At 73.6% G+C, this 23,111-nt stretch carries 21 protein-coding genes and 1 pseudogene; 8 read left to right on the top strand and 14 right to left on the bottom strand.

All coding sequences use genetic code 11. The features are described 5' to 3' along the window. Window positions 1-44: 44 nt before the first annotated feature. From ACFWVE_RS11235 to ACFWVE_RS11220, 4 genes are all read right to left on the bottom strand, one after another. Window positions 45-1,418 (bottom strand): STM4012 family radical SAM protein, encoded by a 1,374-nt coding sequence (locus tag ACFWVE_RS11235; RefSeq protein ID WP_384010945.1) that lies wholly within the window; start codon window positions 1,416-1,418, stop codon window positions 45-47. Then, complete coding sequence (locus tag ACFWVE_RS11230) at window positions 1,415-2,236, bottom strand: STM4013/SEN3800 family hydrolase (RefSeq protein ID WP_384010943.1); 822 nt, start codon at window positions 2,234-2,236, stop codon at window positions 1,415-1,417. The genes ACFWVE_RS11235 and ACFWVE_RS11230 overlap by 4 nt, the downstream gene beginning before the upstream one ends. A gap of 94 nt (window positions 2,237-2,330) precedes the next feature. Next, entirely contained in the window at window positions 2,331-3,575 is a 1,245-nt protein-coding gene (locus tag ACFWVE_RS11225; RefSeq protein ID WP_384010939.1) for an STM4014 family protein, read from the bottom strand. 7 nt (window positions 3,576-3,582) lie between these two features. Further along, window positions 3,583-4,542, bottom strand: a complete 960-nt coding sequence (locus tag ACFWVE_RS11220; protein ID WP_384010936.1) for an STM4015 family protein — start codon at window positions 4,540-4,542, stop codon at window positions 3,583-3,585. 230 nt (window positions 4,543-4,772) lie between these two features. Here ACFWVE_RS11220 and ACFWVE_RS11215 point away from each other — a divergent pair, with 230 nt between their 5' ends. The 5 genes from ACFWVE_RS11215 (at window position 4,773) to ACFWVE_RS11195 (ending at window position 7,881) form a co-directional block, all read left to right on the top strand. Then, window positions 4,773-5,099 (top strand): hypothetical protein, encoded by a 327-nt coding sequence (locus ACFWVE_RS11215; RefSeq protein WP_384010933.1) that lies wholly within the window; start codon window positions 4,773-4,775, stop codon window positions 5,097-5,099. A gap of 79 nt (window positions 5,100-5,178) precedes the next feature. Continuing rightward, window positions 5,179-6,264: a DUF6745 domain-containing protein gene (locus tag ACFWVE_RS11210; protein ID WP_384010930.1), complete on the top strand. Its 1,086-nt coding sequence runs from the start codon at window positions 5,179-5,181 to the stop codon at window positions 6,262-6,264. A 163-nt stretch (window positions 6,265-6,427) separates the two neighbouring features. Next, entirely contained in the window at window positions 6,428-6,577 is a 150-nt protein-coding gene (locus ACFWVE_RS11205; protein WP_384010925.1) for a hypothetical protein, read from the top strand. A gap of 76 nt (window positions 6,578-6,653) precedes the next feature. Further along, window positions 6,654-7,091 carry an ATP-binding protein gene (locus ACFWVE_RS11200; protein ID WP_384010921.1) on the top strand — a complete coding sequence of 146 codons (438 nt, stop codon included), beginning with the start codon at window positions 6,654-6,656 and terminating at the stop codon, window positions 7,089-7,091. Between the two features lie 76 nt (window positions 7,092-7,167). Further along, window positions 7,168-7,881, top strand: coding sequence for an adenosylcobinamide amidohydrolase (locus ACFWVE_RS11195; protein ID WP_384010915.1), 714 nt, complete (start codon window positions 7,168-7,170; stop codon window positions 7,879-7,881). A 79-nt stretch (window positions 7,882-7,960) separates the two neighbouring features. On the opposite strand, the gene ACFWVE_RS11190 is transcribed toward ACFWVE_RS11195, so the two are convergent. The 4 genes from ACFWVE_RS11190 to ACFWVE_RS11175 all read right to left on the bottom strand — a co-directional run bounded on the left by ACFWVE_RS11190 (window position 7,961) and on the right by ACFWVE_RS11175 (window position 10,630). Continuing rightward, a complete protein-coding gene (locus ACFWVE_RS11190; RefSeq protein WP_384010910.1) occupies window positions 7,961-8,461 on the bottom strand; it encodes an SRPBCC family protein in 501 nt (166 codons plus the stop codon). Between the two features lie 91 nt (window positions 8,462-8,552). Beyond that, entirely contained in the window at window positions 8,553-9,473 is a 921-nt protein-coding gene (locus tag ACFWVE_RS11185) for an oxygenase MpaB family protein (protein WP_384010906.1), read from the bottom strand. Between the two features lie 183 nt (window positions 9,474-9,656). After that, the gene (locus ACFWVE_RS11180; protein ID WP_384010900.1) at window positions 9,657-9,923 is read right to left on the bottom strand and encodes a hypothetical protein; all 267 of its coding nucleotides are present in this window, start codon (window positions 9,921-9,923) and stop codon (window positions 9,657-9,659) included. Between the two features lie 104 nt (window positions 9,924-10,027). After that, window positions 10,028-10,630: a hypothetical protein gene (locus ACFWVE_RS11175; protein ID WP_384010894.1), complete on the bottom strand. Its 603-nt coding sequence runs from the start codon at window positions 10,628-10,630 to the stop codon at window positions 10,028-10,030. A gap of 244 nt (window positions 10,631-10,874) precedes the next feature. Here ACFWVE_RS11175 and ACFWVE_RS11170 point away from each other — a divergent pair, with 244 nt between their 5' ends. Next, window positions 10,875-13,532, top strand: a complete 2,658-nt coding sequence (locus ACFWVE_RS11170; RefSeq protein WP_384010889.1) for a SpoIIE family protein phosphatase — start codon at window positions 10,875-10,877, stop codon at window positions 13,530-13,532. A 266-nt stretch (window positions 13,533-13,798) separates the two neighbouring features. Here the strand turns inward: ACFWVE_RS11170 and ACFWVE_RS11165 are convergent, their stop codons facing one another. The 4 genes from ACFWVE_RS11165 to ACFWVE_RS11150 all read right to left on the bottom strand — a co-directional run bounded on the left by ACFWVE_RS11165 (window position 13,799) and on the right by ACFWVE_RS11150 (window position 18,176). Then, complete coding sequence (locus ACFWVE_RS11165; RefSeq protein WP_384011072.1) at window positions 13,799-15,766, bottom strand: DUF1996 domain-containing protein; 1,968 nt, start codon at window positions 15,764-15,766, stop codon at window positions 13,799-13,801. A 290-nt stretch (window positions 15,767-16,056) separates the two neighbouring features. Beyond that, window positions 16,057-16,734 (bottom strand): lytic polysaccharide monooxygenase, encoded by a 678-nt coding sequence (locus ACFWVE_RS11160; protein ID WP_384010887.1) that lies wholly within the window; start codon window positions 16,732-16,734, stop codon window positions 16,057-16,059. A gap of 250 nt (window positions 16,735-16,984) precedes the next feature. Continuing rightward, window positions 16,985-17,617 carry a GNAT family N-acetyltransferase gene (locus ACFWVE_RS11155; RefSeq protein WP_384010883.1) on the bottom strand — a complete coding sequence of 211 codons (633 nt, stop codon included), beginning with the start codon at window positions 17,615-17,617 and terminating at the stop codon, window positions 16,985-16,987. A gap of 106 nt (window positions 17,618-17,723) precedes the next feature. Then, a complete protein-coding gene (locus ACFWVE_RS11150; protein WP_384010880.1) occupies window positions 17,724-18,176 on the bottom strand; it encodes a flavodoxin family protein in 453 nt (150 codons plus the stop codon). A gap of 97 nt (window positions 18,177-18,273) precedes the next feature. Between ACFWVE_RS11150 and ACFWVE_RS11145 the strand changes: the two genes are divergently transcribed. Beyond that, window positions 18,274-18,969, top strand: coding sequence for a class I SAM-dependent methyltransferase (locus ACFWVE_RS11145; protein ID WP_384010874.1), 696 nt, complete (start codon window positions 18,274-18,276; stop codon window positions 18,967-18,969). Between the two features lie 63 nt (window positions 18,970-19,032). Here the strand turns inward: ACFWVE_RS11145 and ACFWVE_RS11140 are convergent, their stop codons facing one another. Further along, window positions 19,033-19,638: a hypothetical protein gene (locus ACFWVE_RS11140; protein ID WP_384010870.1), complete on the bottom strand. Its 606-nt coding sequence runs from the start codon at window positions 19,636-19,638 to the stop codon at window positions 19,033-19,035. Between the two features lie 153 nt (window positions 19,639-19,791). Continuing rightward, a pseudogene (locus tag ACFWVE_RS11135) lies at window positions 19,792-20,472 on the bottom strand (zinc-binding dehydrogenase); the annotation flags it as partial. 1,262 nt (window positions 20,473-21,734) lie between these two features. Here ACFWVE_RS11135 and ACFWVE_RS11130 point away from each other — a divergent pair. After that, window positions 21,735-23,108: a trypsin-like serine protease gene (locus ACFWVE_RS11130; RefSeq protein WP_384010866.1), complete on the top strand. Its 1,374-nt coding sequence runs from the start codon at window positions 21,735-21,737 to the stop codon at window positions 23,106-23,108. The last annotated feature ends 3 nt before the right edge of the window (window positions 23,109-23,111 follow it).

Here is a 23,111-nt window from a genome sequence, read left to right as displayed (position 1 = left end):
GCCGTTCGAAGGGCTGGTCATGAGGTGGTTCATGGGGTGGGGTCTCACTTCCGCTCGTAGGCGGCCATGGCGGTCCGGACGGCCGGGGAGAACAGCTCCGGTCCGATGGCGTCGGAGTGGGCGAGCCCTTCCGGGGTCAGCCGCAGCAACGGAGCGCGCGGGCCGCCGTCCGCCAGCCAGCCGCGGTCGGCGAACCGGGACAGTTCGGTGCCGAAGTCGTCCCGGGGCGTGCTGTCGAACCGGGCCCGGTAGTCGGCGGTGTCGAGGCCGTCCACCTGGAGCAGTGACTGGATGAGGTGACGGCGGCGGGCCTCGTCGGTGCCGATCACCCGGCCGTACTCGGCTCGGGCCAGGTCGGCGGCCGGGCGCAGGACGTAGTCGTCGATGATGCCGCGGATCTCGTGCATGCCGACGGCGTAGTCGAAGGAGTAGTGCAGGCCGGCGGTGTACGAGCGGGCGCCGCAGCCGAGACCGATCATGCCGTCGGTCTGGCAGGCGTAGTCGTCGGCGCCCTGCGGCGGGGCGTCGGCGCGGCGGAACATGCGCATGGACTGCTGGGTGTAGCCGCGGGCGAGGAGGTGGTCGCGGCCCAGACGGTACAGGCGCAGCCGCTGCTCGTCCCAGACCGGGTCGGTCTCCGGCGCGCGACGGCCGAGGCCGGTCAGGGGGCGTATGTAGAGCGGGTAGAGGTAGAGCTCCTCGGGGTGCCAGGCCAGGGCGGCGTCCAGGGAACGCAGCCAGCTCCGCTCGGTCTGGCCGTCGATGCCGTAGATCAGGTCGATGTTGAGGACGGGGATGCGCGCGTCGCGGACGCGGCCGAGGGCCGCCTCGACGTCGGCGCGGCGCTGCGGGCGTACGGCGGCGCGGGCCTCGGTGTCGTCGAAGCTCTGGACGCCGAGGCTCAGCCGGGTGGTGCCGCGCGCTGCGAGGACCGCGAGCCGGTCGGCGGTGGCCGTGGCGGGCGAGGCCTCCACCGAGAGGGGGACGGCACGCAGGTCGGCGCCCATGCGGTGTTCGGCGATGTCGCAGAGCCGCTCGAGTTCGGCGGCGGTGAGGAAGGTGGGGGTGCCGCCGCCGAAGGCCGCGGTGGCGAACCGCACGCCGTTCTGCTCGCCCAGGGCCTCGCGCACTGCGGTCGCCTGCCGGTCCAGGGCGTCCAGGTAGGCGCCGGTGAGGCCGTCGGAGGCGCCGATGCGGGTGAAGAGGTTGCAGAAGCCGCAGCGGACCTCGCAGAACGGGATGTGCAGGTAGAGGGAGAGGGCGTCCTTGGGTTCGGCGGCCCACAGGTCGCGCAGGAGCGGACGGTCGGGGAGCCGCCGGTAGGCGGTCTTGTGCGGGTAGGCGTAGACGTAGTTCTGGTACGGGCTCGCCGGGTGCGTGCCGCCGGTGCGGGGGTGGGGGCTGGTGACGGTGGTCATCGGGCGGCCTCGGCAGGGGTGTGGTCCAGGAGGAAGTGGGCGTAGGGCACGGTCCACACGGACGGGTGGCCGATGCGGTGGCCGGTGTAGCCGTCGTCGCCGTACGCGGTGCCGTGGTCGGAGCAGACGACGGCGAAGCAGGGGCGCCTGCTGCTCGCGGCGGCGAAGAGGCGGCCGATGTGCCGGTCGACGTACTCCAGGGCGGCGGCGTGCGTCGCGCGGGTGTCACCGTCGGCCCGGGTGGCGCCGGGCAGGTGGAACCAGTTCGGCTGGTGCAGGGCGGCCACGTTGACGAAGAGGAACAGGCGCTGCTCGTCGGGCAGTTCCCGTACGACTTCTTCCACGCGGGTCACCTGGGCCTCGAACGAGGTGGGCGAGGCGACGCCGAACTCCGGTTCCCAGTGGGACTCCTGGAACATCCCCGGGAGTACCGAGCCGAGGGGGCCCTGCCGGTTGAAGAAACCGACTCCGCCGATGCACACCGTGCGGTAGCCCTCCTCCGCCAGGCCCGACACCAGGTCCGGGGTGTCGTACACGAAGGTGCCGTCGGCCGTGGTCTCGCTGCCGGCGAAGCGTGCCGCGAACAGACGGGGGTGCGGGCCGGGGGTGGCCGGCGTCGGCAGGAAGCCGGCGAAGATCGCCTGGTGCGAGGCGTAGGTGAAGCTTCCCGGGGCGTGCCGCTCCTCCCACCGGCCGCCGGGCAGCAGGCGGGCGAGGTTCGGAGTGCGGCCGGTGGCGGCGAGTTCGGCGGCGACGTCGTGGCGGAGGGTGTCGAGCGTGATGAGCAGGATGTCGTGGCTGCCGACGATCCCGCTCATGTCGGGCTCGTGCCGGTCCGGTGGTCGGGGCGCCGGAGACGTGATGGGGCCTGCGGCCTGCGGGGTGCGCGCTGCGCGCGCGGGGGGCGTCGGGTCAGGCGCTGGCATGGATGGTGGTTCCTGTTCTGTGTGGATCACGCGGGTGCTGCGGGTGGTGCCGGTGGCTCGGGTGCTGTGGGGCGTCCGCGGTGCCGGTGCGGTGCAGGACGGCGGCGATCTGCGCCGCGTAGGTGTCGAGGCCCTCCGCTCCGCTGCCCGGCAGGCCCGTGAGGCGGGGCAGCAGATCACCGAAGGCGTTGACCTCGCCGACCGCGAACCGGCGCCAGCCGACGGCCGGGAGCAGGTCGACGCCCACGCACAGGGTGCGGGGGAAGCAGGCCGCCGCCCGCTCGCACACGGCGAGGACGTCGGACCAGCGTCCGCCTCCCGCCCGTACGGCCTCCCGGACCGCGTCCAGGTCGCCGCGGCTTCCGCCGAGGTGGAGGTTGGTCAGCGGTGAGCTGCTGGTGCGCACCACGGCGTGGGTCGCACGGCCGGCCACCACCACGATCCGCAGGTCGGCGACGCGGCCCCGCAGTGCGGCCTTGGGGAGCCAGCGTTCGAGATGCAGTCCGTCGGGTGCCAGCGTGTCGACGATCGCGGCGATGTCCCGCTCGCGTTCGTAGCGGCGCAGCCTGAGGGAGTTGAACAGGGCTCCGTCCGGAGCCAGTTCGACGGAGGTGGTGGCCCGGATACGGCCGGCGGCCGACGACTCTACGGCGAGAACGCCGGAGGCCGAGGAACCGTGTGCGAGCTTGACGAAGAGCCTCGGCATCCGGTGCTCGCGCATGACCGCCCGGACGTCGGCCCAGCCCCGGACAGGTGCCGCGTCTTCTCCGGAGGTGGGTGACCGGGGCACGGGGACGTCCGCCGCGTCGAGGATCGCGTGGCAGCGCCGCTTGTCGAACAGGACGGCCAGGTCGTCGGTGTCGTCGAGGCGGACGCCGCCCCGCAGTCCCCGCGTCGCCCGGGTGAACCGCGCGTACCCGCGTGCCGAGCCCTCGACCCTCGTGGGGTCCTGGATGTCCCGCAGCAGCCGGTCGACCTCCGGGTTCTCGCCGGGCGAGTCGAGCCGGACGATCTCGTCGGCCGCGAAGTCCGCCCCGTCCGCACGCAGGACGTCGGCCCAGGGCACGATGCGCGGGGCGGGCAAGCCGGCCGCGCGTACGCCCTCGGCGAAGAGGGCGACCCTGCGGTTCTCCGGGTTGCCCACGACGGCGAAGCGCACGGGTGGGCCGGCCGCCGAGACGGGCGCCCCGGCCTGGACGGGTACCGGGACAGGCGGCTGGGCCTGCGTCACGCGGTCGTCACTCCCCGACGGACACGTAGCGGTGGACGGTGCCGTCGTCGTCCTCGTCCGCCTCGGCGTCGTCCGGGTCGAGGTCGACCTCGACGCCCGCGGCGGCGAAGGTCTCGCTCAGGCGTTGCCGGAGGGGCTCGCTGAGGTAGTTGTGGTGCAGGTCGAGCTTCTTCAGATGCGTCAGTGGCTGACCGCCGAGGAGAGCGACGGCGCCGTCGTCGCTGAGGGTGCCCATGGACAGGTCGAGCACCTCGAGGCGGGCGACCACCGGGGCGGACGCCACGGCGGCGGCGACCTCGTCCTGGATCTCGCTGTTGCGCAGGGCGAGGTGGCGCAGGCGCGGGAAGCGGTCACCGGACAGAATCGGCTCCAGATCGGCGGCCTCGCTGTCTGCGCCGTACCACGAGGTGCCGAGCCACAGATCGAGGTGCTCCAGCGCGGGCAGTTCACTGGCCCCGACGCCCCGGACGACCTCCACCGGGAGACCGCCGGTCTCCATGGTCAGCGAGCGCAGCGCCTCGTGGCGCAGAGCGGGGAACCCCAGCCCCTGGCCGCCCCGCACCCCGAACTCCTCCAGGGCGGGGAAGCCGGCCAGCAGGGGGGTGACGTCGGTCTGGTTGATCCAGGAGATCTCGCACTCCTCGAACGTGATGTCCCCGAGGAACACCGACCGCAGGGCGGGCAGGCGGTCACGCGCGGCCAGCAGCGCCTGGATGATCCCGGACGGGGCCGAGTCGTACGCGTCCTCCCAGGCGCCGACGATCAGCGCCCGCACCCTGGTCGTGTCGACGTGGGCGCAGAACCGGGCGAAGGCCGCCTCCCACGCCTCCTCGGCGTCGTACGAGCCGGTGGCGATCCGCCAGGCCACCGCGTCGGGCTCGGGCAGCCCCGTCGTCGTCCCGGACGGTCCGGGGAAGGAGAAGGCGGGCAGGCCGTACAGCTTCTCGAGGTTGCCACCGATGGTCATGCGAGCCGCTCCTGACGTGTGATGCGGGTGAGGGACGAGTGCTGGTGGAAGGTCCGGCGCCGTCACGGAACCCGGGCCGGGAGCGGCCCTTTGACGGTGCGTGCAGCAGTTCTACCAACAGCGACTGACAAGACCCGGCGGAGGGCCTCGGAAGGTGCGTTGTCAGTGGTGGCTCGTACGGTCCTCGCATGGACTCCGGGGCACCGTGCGCCGGGGTGGAGGGGAGATCCATGTACCGGCAGGGAGACGTGCTGATCGTGCCCGTCGCGGACGAGGCGGTACCCGCGCACGTCCCCGACGCGCCCAAGGAGCCGCGCGATGTCCGGGGCCGGCTCGTGCTGGCCCTGGGAGAGGTCACCGGGCATGCGCACGCGGTCGTCGGCAAGGGCGAACTGGTCAGCGAGCCGGGCCCCTTCGGACCGCTGCTGCTGCATCTGCCCGAGGGCGGCCGGGTGGTGCACGAGGAGCACGCGACGATCCCGCTGCCGAAGGGGTGGTACCGCGTGATCCGGCAGCGCGAGTACATCCCCGGTTCGGTACGGATCGTCGCCGACTGAGCGGCAGGGACGACAAGCACCGGACAAGCGGTACCAAGAAGCACGGACCGAACGAGCAGCGCGACAGGGGACGTTGGGAATGACGACGACGGAGCGGAAGAACGGGGTGGCGGCCGTGACCGGCGGCCTTGCACCGGCGGCGGGCGGGGACCGCGCGGAGGGCGGCCCGGGGCGCTGGCGGGTGTGGGCCGCGAGCGCGGTGCGCGCCGACCGGACCGCGGCCGAGGAGGGCGTCCGGCTGGCGTACCGGCGGGCCGGGCTGCCGGAGCCGGAGCGGGTGGTCTGGGCCGGCTCGCCGCGCGAGGGCGTGACGCTGGTGCGGCAGGGCACGGACTTCGGGGCGAGCGTGCGCGAGGCGGTGCGCACGGCGCCCTGGGCCGCCGAACGCGCGCGTCTGCACGCCCGGCTGGGCGCGGCCGGCTGGGCGCGCCACTGGTCGGCGACCGGCGGTGCCCTCTGGGACTCCACGCAGACGCTGGTGGACCGGATCCGCACCGGGGTGCTCGACGATCTCGCGGCCGACGACGCAGACGCCCGTACGGAGATACGACTGATTCTGCTGGACGCGCTGCTCGGGCAGCACGACGCGCCGTGGCTGGCCGCCCTGGACGCCGACGGCCCGTCCCCGCTCGACGGTCCGGCCCAGGTGTGCCGCAGCGCCGGCTGGTGGTGGCCGTTCGAGAAGGTGGCGGTGGTGTGCGAGCGCCCGGTCGCCCTGCACCGTGACGAGGCGGGCAGGCTGGACCACGGGGACGGCCCAGCGCTGGAGTTCCCCGACGGGTTCGCCCTGTGTGCCTGGCGCGGCATGCCGGTGGAGCGTGCCTTCCTGGAGGAACTGCGCGCCCTCACGCCGGAGCGGATCCGGGCCGAGGAGAACGCCGAACTGCGCAGGGTGATGCTCGAGTACTACGGCTACGACCGCTACCTGACCGATTCCGGGGCGCAGCCCGTCCACCGGGACGAGACGGGCACCCTCTGGCGGGTCGAACTCGACGGCGACGAGGCGGTCGTGATGGTGGAGGTCGTCAACTCCACGCCGGAGCCCGACGGCACCCACCGCACGTACTGGCTCCGGGTGCCGCCGACGACACGGACCGCGCGGGAGGGAGTGGCGTGGACGTTCGGGCTGGCGTCCGAGGTGTACGAGCCGCTGAAGCAGACGTGAGACCGTCCCGCCGTCCGCAGGGCTGAGTACGCCTTCAGCGGGTAGGTGAAGGGGAAGGAACCGGCAAGGACGAAGACGAGACAAGAGACCGAGAAGGGACCGCCGAGCAATCACCGGACGGCCGACCTGGCCACCGGAGCGCGGTCCCGTGGAAGGAGCCCTCATGGCCGGCATCGTGGAGCGCATCAGGCGGTTCGCCAAAAGCCCTCAGGGGCGGCGCGCGACCGAACAGGCACGGCGTGCCGCGGCCGATCCCCGGCGCCGGGCGCAGGCGCAGCGGCTGCTGGGCAAGCTCCGCGGCGGTCGCCGCTGACCGGCTCCGCCGCCGTCGGCGCGGTCCGGTGGCCGGGAAGGTCCGAGCCGCGCGGGCGTGATCAGGAAGGACTCTCATGGACGGATCGTCGGTACGCGCAGTGGGCTGGGCGCGTACTCTGCCGCTGGGCGCCGAGGTGAAGGCGGCGCGCGACTGGGCCCGTGAGTACCTCGACACCCTGGGCTGGACCACCACGGCGCCCGAGACGGCGGACGCCGTGCTGCTGACCGTGTCGGAGCTGGTCACCAACGCGCACCGGCACGCCCACAGCAACGCCCAGTTGACCCTGTCCCGCGACGACCGTTGTCTGCACATCTCCGTCCATGACACCTCGGCCGAGCTGCCGGCCCGTCGCAGCCCGGGGACGGAGGGCACCGGGGGACGCGGCATGCTTCTCGTCGACGCCCTGGCCGACGAGTGGGAGACCCGCCCCTGCCCGCACGGCAAGTCCGTCACCGCCTGCTTCCGGGGGCCGCGGCCACAGGGGGCACCGGAGACGGAAGCGGAGCGCTGAGCGGGCCTCCTGTGGGCGGGGCGGTCACCCCGACGTACGATCGGCCGACCCCGATCCGCCCGAGGAGTTCCGTCCGGTGACCGCCGTCCTCCCGCCCCCCACCTCCACCGGCCTGCTGTGCCCGCGCCGCCTGACCCGTGTCGAGGACGGCGGACCACTGCACGCCCTGTTGTGGATCCCCGGGCCTGGCATGAGGATGATCAGCAGCGCGGTCCTGGGCGGCGGCATCGGCGAGCGGTCCTGGGTCCTCAACGCCCAGGTCTCCCACGGTTACCGCCGCACCGACCCCGACCGTCACCTCGCCGACCTCGCCACCGGCGCGGGAGCGCTCGGTTTGGGGGTCGGTCTGATGACGGCCGCCGACGTCGCGTCCTACGCCCACGCGCACGACGGGGGCGCGGAGGCGATCGTCACGTCGGGCGTCGACGTACGGGGCTGGGCGGCGGTCCCCGAGGCCGGGAGGGCGACCGGGGAGGACGGCACGGAGGACGCGCACGCGCCGGGCACGATCAACATCGTGGTGGCCCTGCCGGTGCCCCTCACCGACGCCGCCCTGGTCAACGCGGTGGCCACCGCGACGGAGGCGAAGGTGCAGGCCCTGGTGGAGGCCGGTCACGACTGTTCGGGCACCCCCACCGACGCGGTGTGCGTCGCCGCCCGCACTCCCTCTCCCGGCGAGACGCCGCACGCCTTCGCCGGACCCCGCTCCCCGTGGGGCGCACGGCTGGCACGCGCCGTCCACCGCGCCGTCCAGGACGCGACACCGTCGCCTTCATCGCCTCCGCTCTGAGCGGTGGCGGCCCGGCAGTTCGAAGGCCCGGCCGGCCGAAGCACCAGGGCGTCAGGGCACCAGGGGGCGCGTCCCGGGCTCAGGCGCCGGTGCGGCCGGGCTCCGGCACGACGACCTGGCCGAGCGGGCGGCGGCGTTCCCACTCGGCGGCGTCGGCCTCGCAGGCCTTTGCCAGCCTGGCGAGCATGGCGCCGTAGCGGATCTGGATCAGCGCCTTCGCGGCCGCACGGCGCAGTCCGCCGTCGGCACCCCGCAAAGGATGCCTGTCGACGGTCACCAGGCACTCGTTCCCCCAGGGCCGCAGCCGGACGGCGATCCGCGCCGTGCCGAGCGGGCCCTCCCACGCTTCGAGTTCCAGTGCCTCGCCCCGCTCGCAGCGCCGGACGACCGTCTCGCCGGCCAGGCGGAGGGGCCCGGTCCGGGTCTCGTAGCGGATCGCAGACCCGAGCTGGGGCCACTGCCCCCGCACGGGCTCGGACGACGAGGTTCCCACCACCCAGTCCGCATGGCGCCTGCCGTCCGCGAGGGCCTCCCAGACGGTCTGCGGGGTCGTTCTGATCAGACGATGACGAACCGCCACGACGACCTCCCGGGGGCAGAACCGCACGAACGCGCCGGACGTGTGAGCCCTCGGCGCACCGGCCGGCACCGAGTGCCCACGGTCGGGCATGTCAACCGGCGGTGCCCTGCCACGGTCCCGGCAGTCGGCCCTCCTGCCCGCTCCGTGCGCGCTCACCGGACGCCAGGGCCCAGCGGATGCCGGCGGTGACGGCGGTGCCGAGCGGGCGGACGAGCACGTCCTCGGCGGGCGGTACCCGGGGCAGCCGCAGCGCGCGCGAGGCCCAGACCGGCAGCAGGGACACCGCGCCCGCTGCGAGGGCGCCGTACGGCAGCCGCGCGAGGACGGGCACGGGCGGGTTGAGCAGCAGGAAGCGCGCCGTACTGCGTGCCTCGGGGGTCGCGCGCAGTTCGCCCCGGTAGGCGGCGAGCCGGTCGGTGAGCTCGGCTCGGTTCGTCGGTGGGTCGGGTACGCCGAGCGCGGTGGCGACGCATGCCATGTCCTCGACGTACGCGTCGCAGCCGGCGGCGTCCAGCGGCCGGGCGCCGAAGCGCTGGTGGGCACGGAGAAAGGAGTCGACCTCCGCGATGTGGACCCAGCACAGCAGATGGGGGTCGGCGGCGCAGTACTCCTGACCGTCGGGGGTGATGCCGTGCACGGTCTCGTGCACGGCACGTACCCGGTCGACGGCCCGCTGGGCGCTGTCGGCCGGACCGTAGGTGGTCATGGCGAGGAAGGTGCTGGTCCGCTGGAGGCGCCCCCAGGGGTCGCCGCGGAACCCCGAGTGCCCCGCGACAGCGGCCATGGCCAGGGGATGGAGCGACTGGAGCAGCAGCGCGGACAGCCCTCCGATGAACATCGAGGCGTCCCCGTGCACCTGCCGGACCGGGCGCTCGGGACCGAACCAGCGCGGGCCGGGCGTGCCGTGGATACGGGCCCGGTTCTCGGGGCCGTCCGGTCCCGCCACCCGGGAGAAGATCGCATCACCGATCCGGTCGCGCAGCACGCGGCCGTTGTCCGAGAGGAGTCCCATGGCTCGCACCGCCTCCTTGCGCCCGCGACCGCCGACCGGCGCACGACCGGCCGGCGCACGACCGGCCGACGCCCCACGACGTCGCCTGCCCCTACGTCTGCCCCGCTCCCCCTCCGGTACCCGCGAGCCGCGACATCACGGCGCACGCCTCATGTCTTCCCTCCGCACCTCGGGTCTCGAGCCTCACGGGACGTCCCCCCTCCAGTCGAACACACTCCCGCTCCCGGCGCGGGGCACGTACAGGGCACGGCCGCCCGCGCCGTAGCGGCCTATCTCGGTGGGCAGCCCGACACCGCCGCGCAGTTCCGTCTCGGAACGGTCGGTGATGTCCAGCAGCAGGCCGTCCAGCGGCCCGCCGGCCAGCTCCACGTACAACCGCCCGTCGCGCGGTCCCGGATCGTCGTGGTCCGCCCCGTAGACCCGGCCGCGCATGAACTCCAGCTCGTCCATACCGGCAGGGTGGCATCCACCACTGACAATCGCCGCCCGTACCGGAGCGGAGGCATGGCTTGTGGACCTGCCCCGCGTCCGCTCCGGCCGGGCGGTGCGGCGAGTCAGCGGGCGCCCGTCCAGTTGTGGGCGACGTCGATGACAAGACGGTCCTGGAGCTGCAGCACCCGGAACGGCAGCCGGGCGCGCACGCCGAGCCCGATCTGGGTGTCGCCCTCGAAGCTGGCGCCGAACCGGGCGTCCCTGAAGGTGCGGTACCCGGCCGGGTTCACTCCCGGCAGCGGCTGTCCCGCGCGTGCCGGATAGGTGGGATCGCCGGTCTCGGGGTCGTAGGACGGTGCGGCCACCCGCACTTCGAGGACGGCGCCGCCGGCGACGGGGACGTGGATGCCGGATCCGTCCTGGTACAGCCGGCCGACGTACCGGACCGTGTACCCGACGGCGCTGTCGCTGCCGCCCGCGCCCGGCAGATCGACGACCATCCGGTCGTAGCAGTCGTGGCGGCCGGTCCTGACATCGCGCACCACTGTGGTCGTGGCGGTGTCGGCCGTGTCGCTCTTGGCCTGGCTGCCCCAGCCGGTGGGGCACACCGCGGACGAGGCTGTCGCCGCCGGAGCGACGGCCGGGGCGGCGACGGCGGGGACCACCGCCGCACTCAGCGCGGCGCCCACGAGCGCCAGGGTCACGCAGGTGGTTCTGGTTTGCATGATTTTATACCCCCAGGGGTTGCATCCTGCTGATATCAGGTGAGACGACCGGGTTCGCCCAAAGGTTGCGCTCTTCGGGCCGGATACCGTTCACACCCGGGGCACGTCCACAGCGCGTCCGGTTCGTGCCGGGCGCCTTGGGGACGGGCCCGGGGCCGTTCCCCGCCGCGCCGGAGCACCGGGCATGGCACATCCTGGTGGGGAGCGAATGACGTCCTGTGCGTCCGCACCGGGAGGACGCGAGATGGAAGAGGCAGCCGCCGTACCGGCCGGAGACCGGCCCGGTCCCGGCCCGGCTCCGGGCGGGGCCGGCGACGCGGAGCGGATCGAGGACGTGCTCGCGCAGCCCGTGGTGGCGGCGGTCGAGGCCCTCGGCGGGTATGGCGGCCTGGTGTACCTGCGGTCGCCCGACCGGCGTTCGCTGGTGCTGTGCGTGGTGGCCGGAGTGCCGCGGTCTCTGCTGAAACCCTGGTGGCGGGTGCCGGTGGGTGGCGCGCTGCCGATGGCCGAGGCGTACCGCTCGGGCGGGCGGCTGTGGCTGCCGGACGAGCGGGCGACGATGCTGCGCTTCCCGCAGTTCACCGCCGCGCTGCCGTATTCGTTCGCCTCCGCCTACCAGCCGGTGGCGGTGGACGGGGAGACCGTCGGAGTCCTAGTCGTGCTGCGGTCGGCGACGCGGGAACCGATGGGCGCGGCGGCGGTGGCGCGCGTACTGCACGATGCGGGACGGAGCATGGAGGAGCGTCTGACCGAGTTCGTCCGGCGTGTCCCCGCCCCCGCCCCCGCCCCCACGGACGCGGACACCGGCACGTCGGCGGCCGCGGAAGCCGTGGCGTACCGGACCGAGTACGACGACCAGCCGGTCAGCGTGCGGCTGCCCACCCCGCCGGCCCACACTCTGCGGCTCGGCATGGTCGAGTGGGATCTGGACAGTGACCGGTGGTGGGCGGACGACGAGGCGCTGGCGCTGCTCGGGCTCGCCCGGGAGGACTTCGGCGGCACCACGGCGGACATCGAGGCCCAGGTGTCCCCGGACGACCTGCACGAGCTGAGGGCGTGCCGGAGCGACGCGAGGGCGGGTCTGCGGATCAGGTCACGGCACTTCCGGGTGCTGGACGAGAGCGCGGAGGACGGCCGGTTCCGCTACCGGCCGGTGGAGCTGTGGGGGCATGTCGTACGGGCGGGGCCGGCGGGCGGGCTCCTGGTGGGGGCGCTCGTCGACGCGGCGGGCGGGGTCACCGCGGTGGAGGCCGCCGAGCGGCTGCCCGACGGGCTGTTCTCGCTCGACCAGGACGGCCGGGTCGCTTATGTCAATCAGCGCTGTGTGGAGCTGCTGGGCCGCGGTCGGGACGAATTGCTCGGCCACTATCCCTGGCAGGTGATCACCTGGCTGCGCGACCCGGACTACGAGGACCGTTACCGCGCGGCGATGCTGTCGCAGGAGCCGGTGTCCTATCCGGTACGGGACCCGGACGGTGCCTGGCTGGGCTTCGTCCTCTACCCCGGGGTGCACGGTCTGACCGGCCGTGTCTTCCGCACCGGACCGCCCGCCGGAACCGCGGCCGGGCCGGTGTCCGAAGCCGCAGCGGACCCCGGAACAGCCCTGGGGCGGGCCTCCGGCGGTGCGGCGGGGGACGCCCCGCCCGGCGCGGATCCCGCCGCACCGGTGCCGGGGGCGGTCGCCGCACCCCGCGCGGGGGCGCTGTACCACGTCGTGCAGATGGCCAGTGTGCTCACCGAGGCCGTCACCGTCAGGGACGTGTGCCGGGCGGTGGCCGAGCAGTTGCTACCCGCGTTCGGGGCCCGCGAGCTGGCTCTGTACACGGTCCGCGACGAACGGATGTACCTGTTGTGGGAGTCCGGCTATCCGAAGGATTTCCTCAACGCGTTCGAGGGCGTCCCCCTCGAAACGGAGCTGCCCGGCGTGCATGCCCTGACCACGCGGCTCCCGCTGTTCTTCGACTCCCCGGAGGCGCTGAGCAGCGCGTATCCGGGGATCTCCCTGGACCGGATGGCAGCCTGGTCGTTCCTGCCGCTGGTCGCGTCCGGCCGTCCGGTCGGCTCGTGCATCCTCGGCTGGGAGACCCCTCACCGGTTCACTGCCGACGAGCGGTCCGCGCTGACCGCGCTGAGCGGGCTGGCAGCCCAGGCGCTGGAGCGGGCCCGGCTGTACGACGAGGAGTCCGCCGTAGCGCGGGGCCTGCAGGAGGGGCTGCTGCCGCACCGGCTGCCCTCGATCGAAGGGCTGGTCAGCGCCGGCCGTTATCTGCCGGGGACCCAGGGCATGGCCATCGGCGGCGACTGGTACGACGTGATCAGGACCGAGCGCGGGGTGGCGCTGGTGATCGGGGACGTGGAGGGGCACAGCGTCCAGGCCGCGGCCGTCATGGGGCAGCTGCGCAGTGCCGTGCACGCCTTCGCGGCCAGCGGGAACCCGCCGCAGGAGGTCATCACGCACACCAACCGGCTGCTGGCCGATCTGGAGGCGGACGCCTTCGCCACCTGCTGCTACGTCGAACTCGATCCGGACACCGGCCGTGCCTTCGCGGTCCGCGCCGGCCATCCGCCGCCGCTGCTGCGCCACCCCGACGGCCGGACCGAGACCCTGGATCTCGTCGGCGGCGTGATGCTGGGCGTCGAGGCGAGCGCGCTCTATCCGGTCACGGCGCTCACCCTGGCGCCCGGCAGCGTCCTCGTGCTGTACACCGACGGGCTGGTGGAGCAGCCCGGCAGCGACATCGGGACCGGGATCGAGGCGGTTCGCCGCACGCTCGCGCACAGCGGTACGGACTCGGTGGAGGAGCTCGCCGACAAGCTGGTCAGGACGGCCCGCAGGGCAAAGGACCGGCCGGACGACGTGGCGCTGCTGCTCACGGCGTATCGCCGGGCGGCGGGGCCCTGACCTCACGGACCACAGGCCCCGGAGCGCCTCGTCCGGCTGGACCGGGTCCTGCCGCACATCGATACGGAGGGCGAGGACCTGCCGGCGCCGTCCCGGACGCCCGGGCAGTGGGCGGGGCCGGGCGGCACCGACACCCGGGTGCCGGGCATGCGACGGCGGCAGGTTCCCGGGGACCTGCCGCCGTCGTACCGCGCCCTCACCTCACCCGGCGGGACGTCCGGGTTCGGCCCCACCGTGCCGGATCGGCCGAGCCGTGGTGTGGATGATCAGGTGCGTCGCACGCGACGCAGAAGCACGACGCCCGCGACGAGCAGGGCCGCGCCCACCGCCGCCGGCCAGAGCTGTGCTCCGGTGTCGGCCAGACCACCGTTCACGGCCTGCGGCCCGGTGGCGTCCGCGGCAGCGGCCTGCTGTCCGCCGTCGTTGGTCGCCGTGCCCACGCCCGGGGTCGCCTGGCCGGCTCCGTCGTCGTTCCGGCCAGTGCCTGCCGCGTCGTCGCCGTTGGCCGAGGCCCGGACCTCGGGCTGCTCGTCGCCGGGCGGCACGGTGGCGCCGTCACCCGGGGGCTCCTCGGTGGCCGGGGTGTCGGCCGGGGGCTCCGAGGGATTCTCCTGCTGGTCGCCGCCGTTGTCGTTACCGCCGTTGTCGTTACCGCCGTTGTCGCCCGGCTGCCCGGCACCGTCGTCACCGCTGTTGTCATTGCCTCCGTTGTCGTCACCGCCCTCGTCGGGGGCTTCGGGCGCCTCGGTGGGCTCCCCGTCCGGGTTCTCACCCGGCTGCTCGCCGCCGCCGGCGCCGCAGGCGCGGCCGCTGTTGATGCAGTCGACCATCTCCTGCATCAGATCCTCTTCGAAGACGTTGATGAAGTCGCCGTGGTCGGTGCCCGGCTTGTGCAGCTGCTCCGGGAAGGAGTCCACGGCGAACAGCGGGGTCGTCGCTCCGCCGTCGTCCAGGCTCGGCGCGTCGACGTCGTAGACGATGCGCTGGACCAACTGCGGCACGGGTGTGAAGCCGGACGGGCAGTTGCCCTGGGCGTCCACGAACGCCATGTGCGTACGGTGGTTGGCGCTGTCGATGTTGCGGCCGTCCCAGCAGCTCTGGAAGTCGAAGGTGCGGACCACGTCACTGCCCTGCGGGCACAGCGGGTACTTGTCCGCCAGCTGCCGGTCCTCGAAGCCGGTGCAGCTCCAGGACGCGTTGGCGTTGGCGGGGCCGTTGACGAAGGACTTGGCGTCACCGGTGATGATGCGCAGCAGCCTCGGCATGGCCGTGACCTCGCCCTGCGGGTTGCCCACGAAGGTCAGCGTGACCTCCTTGGGGGTCACGATCTCGCCGGCGTTGCCCTCGATGCCGCCACCGGGGGAATCGGCGTCCTGCTCCTCGGTGCCGTTCTGCAGTCGCAGCACGGGCCAGTAGTACGACGACTTGTCGCCCTGGTCCTCACAGGTGGTGTCGGCCGCCGCCAGCTCCTCGTCGCTGGAGAAGGCGTTGGTGGCCTGGTTGCCGATGTAGTCGTGGAAGTGGTGCGCGCCGTTGGTGACACCCGGGGCGGCGATCACGTTGTCCGAGTTGAACAGGCCGTTCTCGTTGACGCCGCAGCTGCTGACGAAGGTGCCCTTCGAGGCGTCGGCCGAGTCGGCGGGCTTGGCCACGTTGGGCTGGATGCTCTGGATGTCCACGAAGTCCGCGGCGACGGGCCCGTTGCCCGCCTGGCCGCCGTTTCCGCCGCCCTGCTCCTGGCCGGCGCCCTCGTCGCCGCCCTGTTCGCCCTCCGCGCCCTCTTCTCCCTGTCCGCCCTCCTGACCGTTCCCGTCCTGGCCGTTCCCGCCCTGGCCCCCACCGGGCTGGGCGGACGCGTTGCCGGAGTCGACCACGGAGCAGTCGGCGAGTTCACCGAGGCCCTCGGGGCGGTCGCCCTCCTGCTCCATGGCGCCCGAGATGCGGTCGAGGGTCGCGGTGCGCTCCTCCTCGAGCGGGCCCATCACCTTCTCGCCGGCGACGCCGGGGTCCTGCTGAATGGCCGGGGCGGACTCCGCCAGGCGCTGATAGGCCTGGGCGATCTGCTCGTCCAGCGCCGCGAGTTCCTTGTCGACGGCCGGCCGCGCCTTCTCGGGGACCGTGGTCAGGTTGGTCCCCACGTCGGGGCAGTCGATGGTGGCGCCACCGAGAACCCGCGTCCGACCGGCTCCGTCGGCGTCGTCCTCCGTCGCGGAAGCGTAGACATTGGCCGCCATCAACCCCCCTCCGCCCAGGATCAGCGCGACCGCCGCGAAGGTCGCGCGCTGGGGCCCTCGGGGGCGTCTGCGTGTGTTGCGTGCCAAGGCAGTACTCCTACGCTTCAGTCGCGGGGGGGGGCATGAAATTCCCACGCCTCATACGTAGGTGCTCCGCGCCGTGTTCAAGTGCCTCACGGTTTCTTCGAAGAATCTCAGGAACCCCCGGGCACACCCGAGCCCCCGGGTCCCGCCCGACTCGGCGTGTACGGCGGGGACTCCGGGGGCCGGGCAGTGCGAGGAACGGCTGGTCAGCCGAAGTTCACGTCACTGCACAGGAAGTACGTCTGGTCCATGTGCGAGGCCTGCCAGACCGTGTAGACGACGTGGCGGCCGCTGTAGCCGGACGTGCTCACCGGGATCGAGTAGTTCTGGCTCGGACCGTATGAGCCGGTGGTGGCCACCAGTTCGAGGTCGTCCCAGGTCAGCGGCTGGGTGGTGGGGTCGAAGCCCTGCCGGGTGACGTAGACGCGGAAGTAGTCCGCGCCGTGGCTCGCCTGGTCGTACAACTGGACGGTGAAATTGTCGTCCACATCGCCGGCCTGCCAGTCGCCCACCGTGTCCATGGAGTCGTAGCGGCCGCCCTCGGTCCGTCCGCCGCTGCACAGCTGCCCGTCCGGGATCACGGCTTCGAAGTTACCGGCGGAGCCGTTGCGGTAGAGGCCGTTCCAGTTCCACATGGCGTTGGGGTTGTCCTGCCACGCCTGCCAGCACATGGGGTCCTCGTCCGCCATGGCCGGGTTCTGGAAGTCGCTTCCCCAGCGCAGCCAGCAACCGTAGTTGCGGGACGCCGGGTCGACGACCGAGCCGTGCGCGGCCGCGGTGCCGCTCCAGGGGACCAGGCACAGCAGCGTGGCGACGAGGACGCTCAGGACGAGCGAGGGACGCGATGCGATACGTACACGTAGGTCATGACCATGCCAATTCATGATCTCCTTCTTCCTGGTGGGGGGACGCACGGACACCGAAGTGCCGCGTGCGGAGGCGCGGGCGCGGAGGCATGCGCGCCGGAGCGCATACGGGAACACTCGTGGGAGCGCTCCCAGAACCACAGGCTGCGCCCCATGAAGCGGAGCGGCAACACCCGTTTGCGCCACTTCCGCAGCGGCCATGGCGTGTTCGACACCGTTCGACGCACGGAGAGGTCACGGCCGCCCGAAGCCGGCCGCGACCTCTCCGTCACAGCCGGCCGCGGTCCCGGGTCGAGCGGCCGAGGCAGGTGACGGAATCGCCGACGCGTGCCTCGATCTCATGGAAGCCCATCCGGTCGTAGAACGCCCTGGCGGGCTTGTTGGCCTTCGCCATGACGAGATGGACCGCCGGCACCCCGCGGTCGTCCAGCGCTTCGAGGAGCGCCCGCATCAGCTCCCGGCCGTGGCCGAGGCCCTGCCAGTCGGGGAGCAGGTCGATGTGCAGATGAGCCGGATGGGCGGCCAGTTCGGGGACGGACATCCGCTCGGGGTGGTGCAGGAGCCAGGCCGTCTCCTCGTCCAAAGCGGCCGGCGGCCCGGACGGCTCGGGATAGCGGTCGGCGACCAGGGGCAGCCACTCGGTCCGGAATTCCCGGGCGAAGCGCTCCGTGTCGGCGACCCCGAGGATGTAGCCGACCGCACGCCCCTGCCCGTCGTCCAGGACGAAGGCCAGTCCGGGCTCCAGATGCACGTAGGGGGCGGCGAAGACGGCCGGGAGGATGCTCGGGTCCCGGTAGAAGGGGCGGCTGTCCCGCCCGTTGTGCGCGGTGCGGACGCAGATGTCGTCGAGGGCCGGCCGGTCCTCGCGGCGGTACGGACGAATCGAGGGAGGCGAGGTCATGCCCGGCATCCTGCACCGAATGGGAGCGCTCCCACAATCTCGCCGCCGGTCTCCGGCCACTCCGTGCGCGGTGAGCGCGGCGGGGAGGGCCGGCGCGGCCCGGACGTCAGTCCATGAGGCCGGCGGCAAGCGTGGCGCCCAGTTCCCAGCACCGTTCGACGGCGGCCTTGTCGGGTTCGCCCGTGACGGTCACGGCGTCCGCGGCGCGCTGCCAGCCGAGGCCCTTCGTGACGGATTCGATGCCCCGTACCGCCCCGGTGACGTCGCTGCCGCCGTGCACGTAGTAGCCGAAGGGCCGGCCCCGGGTGGTGTCCAGGCACGGGTAGTAGACCTGGTCGAAGAAGTGCTTGAGCGCCCCCGACATGTAGCCGAGGTTCGCCGGGGTGCCGAGAAGATAGCCGTCGGCTTCCAGGACGTCGCCGGCGGTGGCGGACAGGGCCGCCCGCCGTACCACTCGGACGTCCTCGATCTCCGGGGCCGTGGCACCGGAGAGAACCGCTTCGAACATCGCCTGGCAGTGGGGAGAGGGCGTGTGATGAACGATCAACAGAGTCGGCACACCCCGACCCTGCCGTGCCGGCCGGTGTCCCCGCAAGCCGGTCCGACGCACCGGGGGGAGCGGCGAACGGTTGTGGGGGCCCGCCGGGAATGGCACGATGCGCGGCATCGGTGCATGGAGACGGGGGTGCGTCTTGGTCGACGAGAATCGCAGGTCACCAGCGGCAGCGGTGTTCGACGCGCTGGGCAGCGACTACGAGAAGGCGTTCGCCGCCTCCGAGACGCACCGGGCCTCCCTGGAGTGGCTGCTGGAACGGCTCCCGCCCGCCGGCCGGGTACTGGACGTGGGCAGCGGGACGGGCCGGCCCACGGCCTCGACGCTCGCCGCGGCCGGTCACCGGGTGCTGGGGGTCGACGTGTCGCCGGTGATGGTGGAGATCGCGACCCGGCAGGTGCCCGACGCCGAGTTCCGCTGCGGTGACATCCGCGAACTACCTCTCGAGGAGGGCTCGTTCGACGCCGTATGCCTGTATTTCACCCTGCTCCAGATGTCGCGTGCCGAGCAGTCCGGCCTGCTGCGGCGGCTGACCCGGCTGCTGCGGCCGGGGAGCCTGTTCGCGCTGGCGACCGTGCCCCTGGACGTGGAGGGCTTCGACGGTGTCTTCATGGGGCAGAACGTGCGGGTCACCAGCTTCGCCGCCCAGGACGTGATCGGCCTGGTGCGCGATGCGGGGCTGACGGTGCTGTCCGAGAAGAGCGTGATGTTCACCCCGACCCACCCCGAGGCCTCGCCGGAACCCCACCTCTTCCTGCACTGCAGGCGCGAGGGCGGCGAGGACCCCCAGGCCCCGTAGGCACGGCTCCGGCGAGCCGGCGTCCGCCCTCCGCCGACCGCACCGCGCCTCACCCGCCGGCCCTCACCCCGTCATCCGCTTGCGCCACGCCGGCTCGACCAGCCGCCACTCGGCCTCCCACTCCTTTGAGCGCCGCTGCTGTATCCGGGACCGGACGAGCCCTCCGCCGAGCACGACCATTACCCCGGTGGCCGCGGTGACCGTGAGGCCGGCCATGACGGTCTGGAAGCGCGCGTCCGCCCCACTGGGCGGCTCGGAGACGAGGCGCCCCGCGTCGTCCGTCCACACGGTGACCACGCTGCCCGCCTTGTCCCCGGGGCCGGCCTCGGCCCGGCCCGCGCGGCCGGTGCCGTCGGGGGCCGTCCACCGCACCTTCACCCATACGCGGCCGTCTCCGCTGCCGTCCTCGGTCACCGGCGAGGGCGACGCGTCGGCCGCGTCCTCGACGAGCACGGCGGGGGCGGTGCGGGACTGGGCACGGCGCTCCGCGAGGAACCGGTCCACCGCCCCCGCCGTCGCCAGGCCGGTGACCGCCCCGGCGAACAGGGTGAGAAGGAGGGTGGCGAGCAGCAGCCAGGCTTCGACCAGGTCGCTGCGGCGCCGCAGCGGGTTGCTCCGCCAGCGCCACAGCCACACCCTGCGGGGCCGCGCACCACGCGTCCTCCCCATGGGATGTCACCTCCTTGCACGCCACCTCTCCAGGGTCCGTCGCCCGGCCGCCCGGCGCATGGGCCGAACGGTCCCGGCCCGGAGTCCAAAACGGCCCGGGACCGCGGCGGCCGTCGGGCCTCGCCCTCCGACGCCGGACCGTCGGACCGTGTACGCCGGGACGATCTCGCGCCGCTCGCCGCCGAGAACGACCTTGCGCGCACCGGTCCCGGCGGCGTTGCCGAAGACGTCGTACGCCTCCTGCACGCGGTCGAGCGGGAAGGTGCGGGTGGTTCAGCTGTCTGCCTGGCATCGGGTCGGCCACCGCCGTCCTCAGCGGGGTCGGGGTGGAGCGGGTGTCGACCAGCCCGGTGGTGAGCGTGACGTTCCCGCTCCACAGGTCCTCGAGGTGCAGCGGGGCGGGGCCGCCGTGCACGCCCGCACTGGCCACGTGTCCGCCGGATCCCACCATGCGGGTGCACAGCCCGAAGCTCTCGGAACGGCCCACCGCTTCGACGACCACGTCCACGCCGGCCCTCTCCGTGAGGTCCGCGGCCGGTTGCCCGGGGTCTTCGCCGGCCTCGGCCACCGCGTCGGCGCCCAGTGCCCCGGCGGCCTCGAGGCGGCCGCGGCCACATCGACGGCGACGGCGCGTTCGGGTGCGGACAGCCGGGCCGTGACGATCGCGGCGAGGCCGACGGGACCGGCGCCGACCACGACGACGGTGTCCCCGGGACACACGCCGCCGAGCTGCACGCCCGCTTCGTGGGCGGTGGGGAGGATGCCGGCCGGCAGTACGGCGTCCTCGTCGGTGATCGTGCCGGGCAGCGGGTGCGCGGAGAGGCCGGCGTACGGGGCCAGGGCGTCGGCGGTCTCGAGTTGTCGCAGCCGCCCCCCGCTCCGTACGAGCATCCCGGACCGGGCGAGGAAGGTGCCGAGGGCCGCGTGGAAGGCGGCGGGGCCGTGGCGTGCCGCCTTGGGGGATCCGGCGAGGACGGCCTCGGCGGCCTCGCGCGTGTCGTGTGTGACGAGGAGGGCGGCGGCGCCCGCCGCGCGGTGGCCTCGGCGACCTGCCTGAGTGCGGACGCCGTCGCGCTGCCGCCCTCCTTGGCGGGCTGTTCGCGGACGGGGGGCTTTGCCGGTTCGGGCCGGTGACGGGAGGGGTTCAGCCGGTCGCCGGGTCCCTGGCCCGCGGACGGTTCGGACACGGGGCCGCGGTCGTCGCCGGTTGCGGCCTTGGTGCGTGTGCGGTGCTGTTCGTTCCCGTCGGCCGGGGCGCCACCGTTCGGTGATGCGATGACCGGGTGCCCGCCGGGGCGCGGCTGGGTGAGCCAGGCCGCGGCAGCGCCGGTCAGGGCCACCGGCCACTCGACGACACCCGCCACGCCGAGTGCTCCGGCCCCGGCGTGGACGGCCATCCGGCGACCGCGCGGGGACACCGCGCCGATCGCGTCCAGCGCGCCACCGGCGGCCCTGCCCACATGGCCCGCGCCCGGCACGTGGCGCAGTCCCGAGGCAACGGCCCGCAGGGGCTGCGGAAGCTCCGACGAACGAGACGCGTGCTGGTTCATGCCGTCCTCCACGGACGCATCCTCGAGGGGCACCGACGAACGCCCCTACTTTTGTCCCATTTTCATACGGAAGTCACCGGACTGCTTCTCCTGTGCGCCAGGGGTGCTCCCGTTCCCCCAGGGGTCTTCGGCTGTCCGCCCCGGGCCCGCCGCCGGGCCGGCGCGAACCGGGTGCCCGCCCCTGCCCTGGCCAGGGGCATGTCCGACCATGCCAGATGTCCGCCGTCGCGCCCGGGTACTGCACATGGCGCCCGCGGACTCACCAAAGCGCGAAAGCGTGCCGCTTCTGACATCGCGTCGGACGGCGCGGGCAAGGCCTATGGCCTGTCCGGCTGTTCGATCCGGTTCGGCCCGCGTGTCCGGCGCGCTCGGTCACCAGACGGAGGAGCGTCCTCGGACAAGAGGACGTGCCGGTCGTGCCCGGTACCGCCGCGAAGTGCGGTACCGGGCGCCCCGGGGCCGGCGGGAGCCCGGGGGCCGACCACAGCCACACCGCCGGACAGCCACACGGCAGCTATGGCGCCCCAGGCGGAGGAGACGCACCGAATGGCCCTCAGACATGCCCGGACCGCACGCCGAACGGCCCTGGCCGCGCTCGGCGGTCTCGTCCTGACCGTCCTCCCCTCCGCTGCGGTGGCCGGGTCCGCGCCCCCTCCGGAGCCCGTGGCCGGCACGGCCCGGGCCCTCGGCGCCGACCGCGTGTCGGCGCCGATGCTCGGCGCACTCCAGCGTGACCTGGGCCTGACCCCGGCGCAGGCGTCCGAACGGCTGGCCAACGAGGCGGAGGCAGGCACCCGCGCGGGCATCCTGCGCAACGCCCTGGGCGACCGGTTCGCCGGCGCATGGGTGCGCGGAGCGGCCTCCGACGAACTCAGCGTCGCGACCACCGACGCCAAGGACGTAACGGCCATCGAGGCACAGGGCGCCGAGGCCGTCGTCGTCACCCGCGCGCCGGCCGGTCTCCGGGCCGCCAAGGACAGGCTGGACGCGGCGGCCGCCGCCCGCGACACCGCCGGTACGCCGCTGTGGTACGTGGACGTACCGGCGAACCGGCTCGTGGTCCAGGCGCGGACGGTGTCGGCCGGTGCCGCCTTCGTCGAGGCCGCCGGGGTCGACGAGCAGGACGTGACCATCCGCGTGTCCACGGTCCGGCCTCGGCTGCTGCAGGACATCACCGGCGGCGACGCCTACTACGTCAACGGCACCGCCCGTTGTTCGGTCGGTTTCTCCGTGACCAGGGACGCGCAGCAGGGCTTCGCCACCGCCGGCCACTGCGGCGACCGGGGTGACACGACCACCGGGTTCGACCTGAGTGCGCAGGGCACCTTCCAGGACTCCGTCTTCCCCGGCAGGGACATGGCGTGGGTGGGCACCAACGACGTGTGGACGGCCACGCCGGGTGTCAAGGCGCAGGGCGGCCAGGAGGTTCAGGTCACCGGCTCGGTGGAGGCGCTCGTCGGGGCGGCGGTGTGCCGGTCCGGCTCGACCACCGGATGGCACTGCGGGACCATCCGGCAGCACGACACCAGCGTCAGCTACGCCGAGGGCACAGTCGACGGAGTGACCCAAACGACGGTCTGCGCCGAGCCGGGCGACTCCGGCGGTCCCTTCGTCGCGGGCTCCCAGGCGCAGGGCGTCACCTCCGGCGGCTCCGGTGACTGCACGCGCGGCGGAACCACGTTCTACCAGCCGGTCAACCCGATCCTCGCCGACTTCGGCCTGACCCTGACCACGGCCCCCGCGCAGACCGCGGCGCCGGATCCGCAGGACGGCGCCGAGGGCCCGTGGACCGCGGGCCGCGTCTACCCGGCCGGGGTCACGGTGACCCGCGACGGCGTGCGCTACCAGTGCCTGCAGACGCACCAGGCCCAGGGAGCGTGGGCGCCCGCCGGCACGCCGGCCCTGTGGCAGCGCCTCTGACAC

It is taken from the genome of Streptomyces sp. NPDC058632 (assembly GCF_042717095.1).
In the GTDB taxonomy this organism is placed as follows: domain Bacteria; phylum Actinomycetota; class Actinomycetes; order Streptomycetales; family Streptomycetaceae; genus Streptomyces.
Note: the sequence above shows the minus strand (reverse complement) of the source record. Positions and strands in the feature narration are given on the sequence as shown.

Bases quoted from the DNA above. Each gene is read 5' to 3' on its own strand.
- ACFWVE_RS11170 (WP_384010889.1), top strand. From the start codon at position 10,875: ATGGAAGAGGCAGCCGCCGTACCGGCCGGAGACCGGCCCGGTCCCGGC.
- ACFWVE_RS11155 (WP_384010883.1), bottom strand. From the start codon at position 17,617: ATGACCTCGCCTCCCTCGATTCGTCCGTACCGCCGCGAGGACCGGCCG.
- ACFWVE_RS11220 (WP_384010936.1), bottom strand. From the start codon at position 4,542: ATGACCATCGGTGGCAACCTCGAGAAGCTGTACGGCCTGCCCGCCTTC.
- ACFWVE_RS11200 (WP_384010921.1), top strand. From the start codon at position 6,654: ATGGACGGATCGTCGGTACGCGCAGTGGGCTGGGCGCGTACTCTGCCG.
- ACFWVE_RS11160 (WP_384010887.1), bottom strand. From the start codon at position 16,734: ATGAATTGGCATGGTCATGACCTACGTGTACGTATCGCATCGCGTCCC.
- ACFWVE_RS11130 (WP_384010866.1), top strand. From the start codon at position 21,735: ATGGCCCTCAGACATGCCCGGACCGCACGCCGAACGGCCCTGGCCGCG.
- ACFWVE_RS11140 (WP_384010870.1), bottom strand. From the start codon at position 19,638: ATGGGGAGGACGCGTGGTGCGCGGCCCCGCAGGGTGTGGCTGTGGCGC.
- ACFWVE_RS11185 (WP_384010906.1), bottom strand. From the start codon at position 9,473: ATGGGACTCCTCTCGGACAACGGCCGCGTGCTGCGCGACCGGATCGGT.
- ACFWVE_RS11180 (WP_384010900.1), bottom strand. From the start codon at position 9,923: ATGGACGAGCTGGAGTTCATGCGCGGCCGGGTCTACGGGGCGGACCAC.
- ACFWVE_RS11165 (WP_384011072.1), bottom strand. From the start codon at position 15,766: ATGGCGGCCAATGTCTACGCTTCCGCGACGGAGGACGACGCCGACGGA.
- ACFWVE_RS11210 (WP_384010930.1), top strand. From the start codon at position 5,179: ATGACGACGACGGAGCGGAAGAACGGGGTGGCGGCCGTGACCGGCGGC.
- ACFWVE_RS11205 (WP_384010925.1), top strand. From the start codon at position 6,428: ATGGCCGGCATCGTGGAGCGCATCAGGCGGTTCGCCAAAAGCCCTCAG.
- ACFWVE_RS11230 (WP_384010943.1), bottom strand. From the start codon at position 2,236: ATGAGCGGGATCGTCGGCAGCCACGACATCCTGCTCATCACGCTCGAC.
- ACFWVE_RS11175 (WP_384010894.1), bottom strand. From the start codon at position 10,630: ATGCAAACCAGAACCACCTGCGTGACCCTGGCGCTCGTGGGCGCCGCG.
- ACFWVE_RS11145 (WP_384010874.1), top strand. From the start codon at position 18,274: ATGCGCGGCATCGGTGCATGGAGACGGGGGTGCGTCTTGGTCGACGAG.
- ACFWVE_RS11235 (WP_384010945.1), bottom strand. From the start codon at position 1,418: ATGACCACCGTCACCAGCCCCCACCCCCGCACCGGCGGCACGCACCCG.
- ACFWVE_RS11215 (WP_384010933.1), top strand. From the start codon at position 4,773: ATGTACCGGCAGGGAGACGTGCTGATCGTGCCCGTCGCGGACGAGGCG.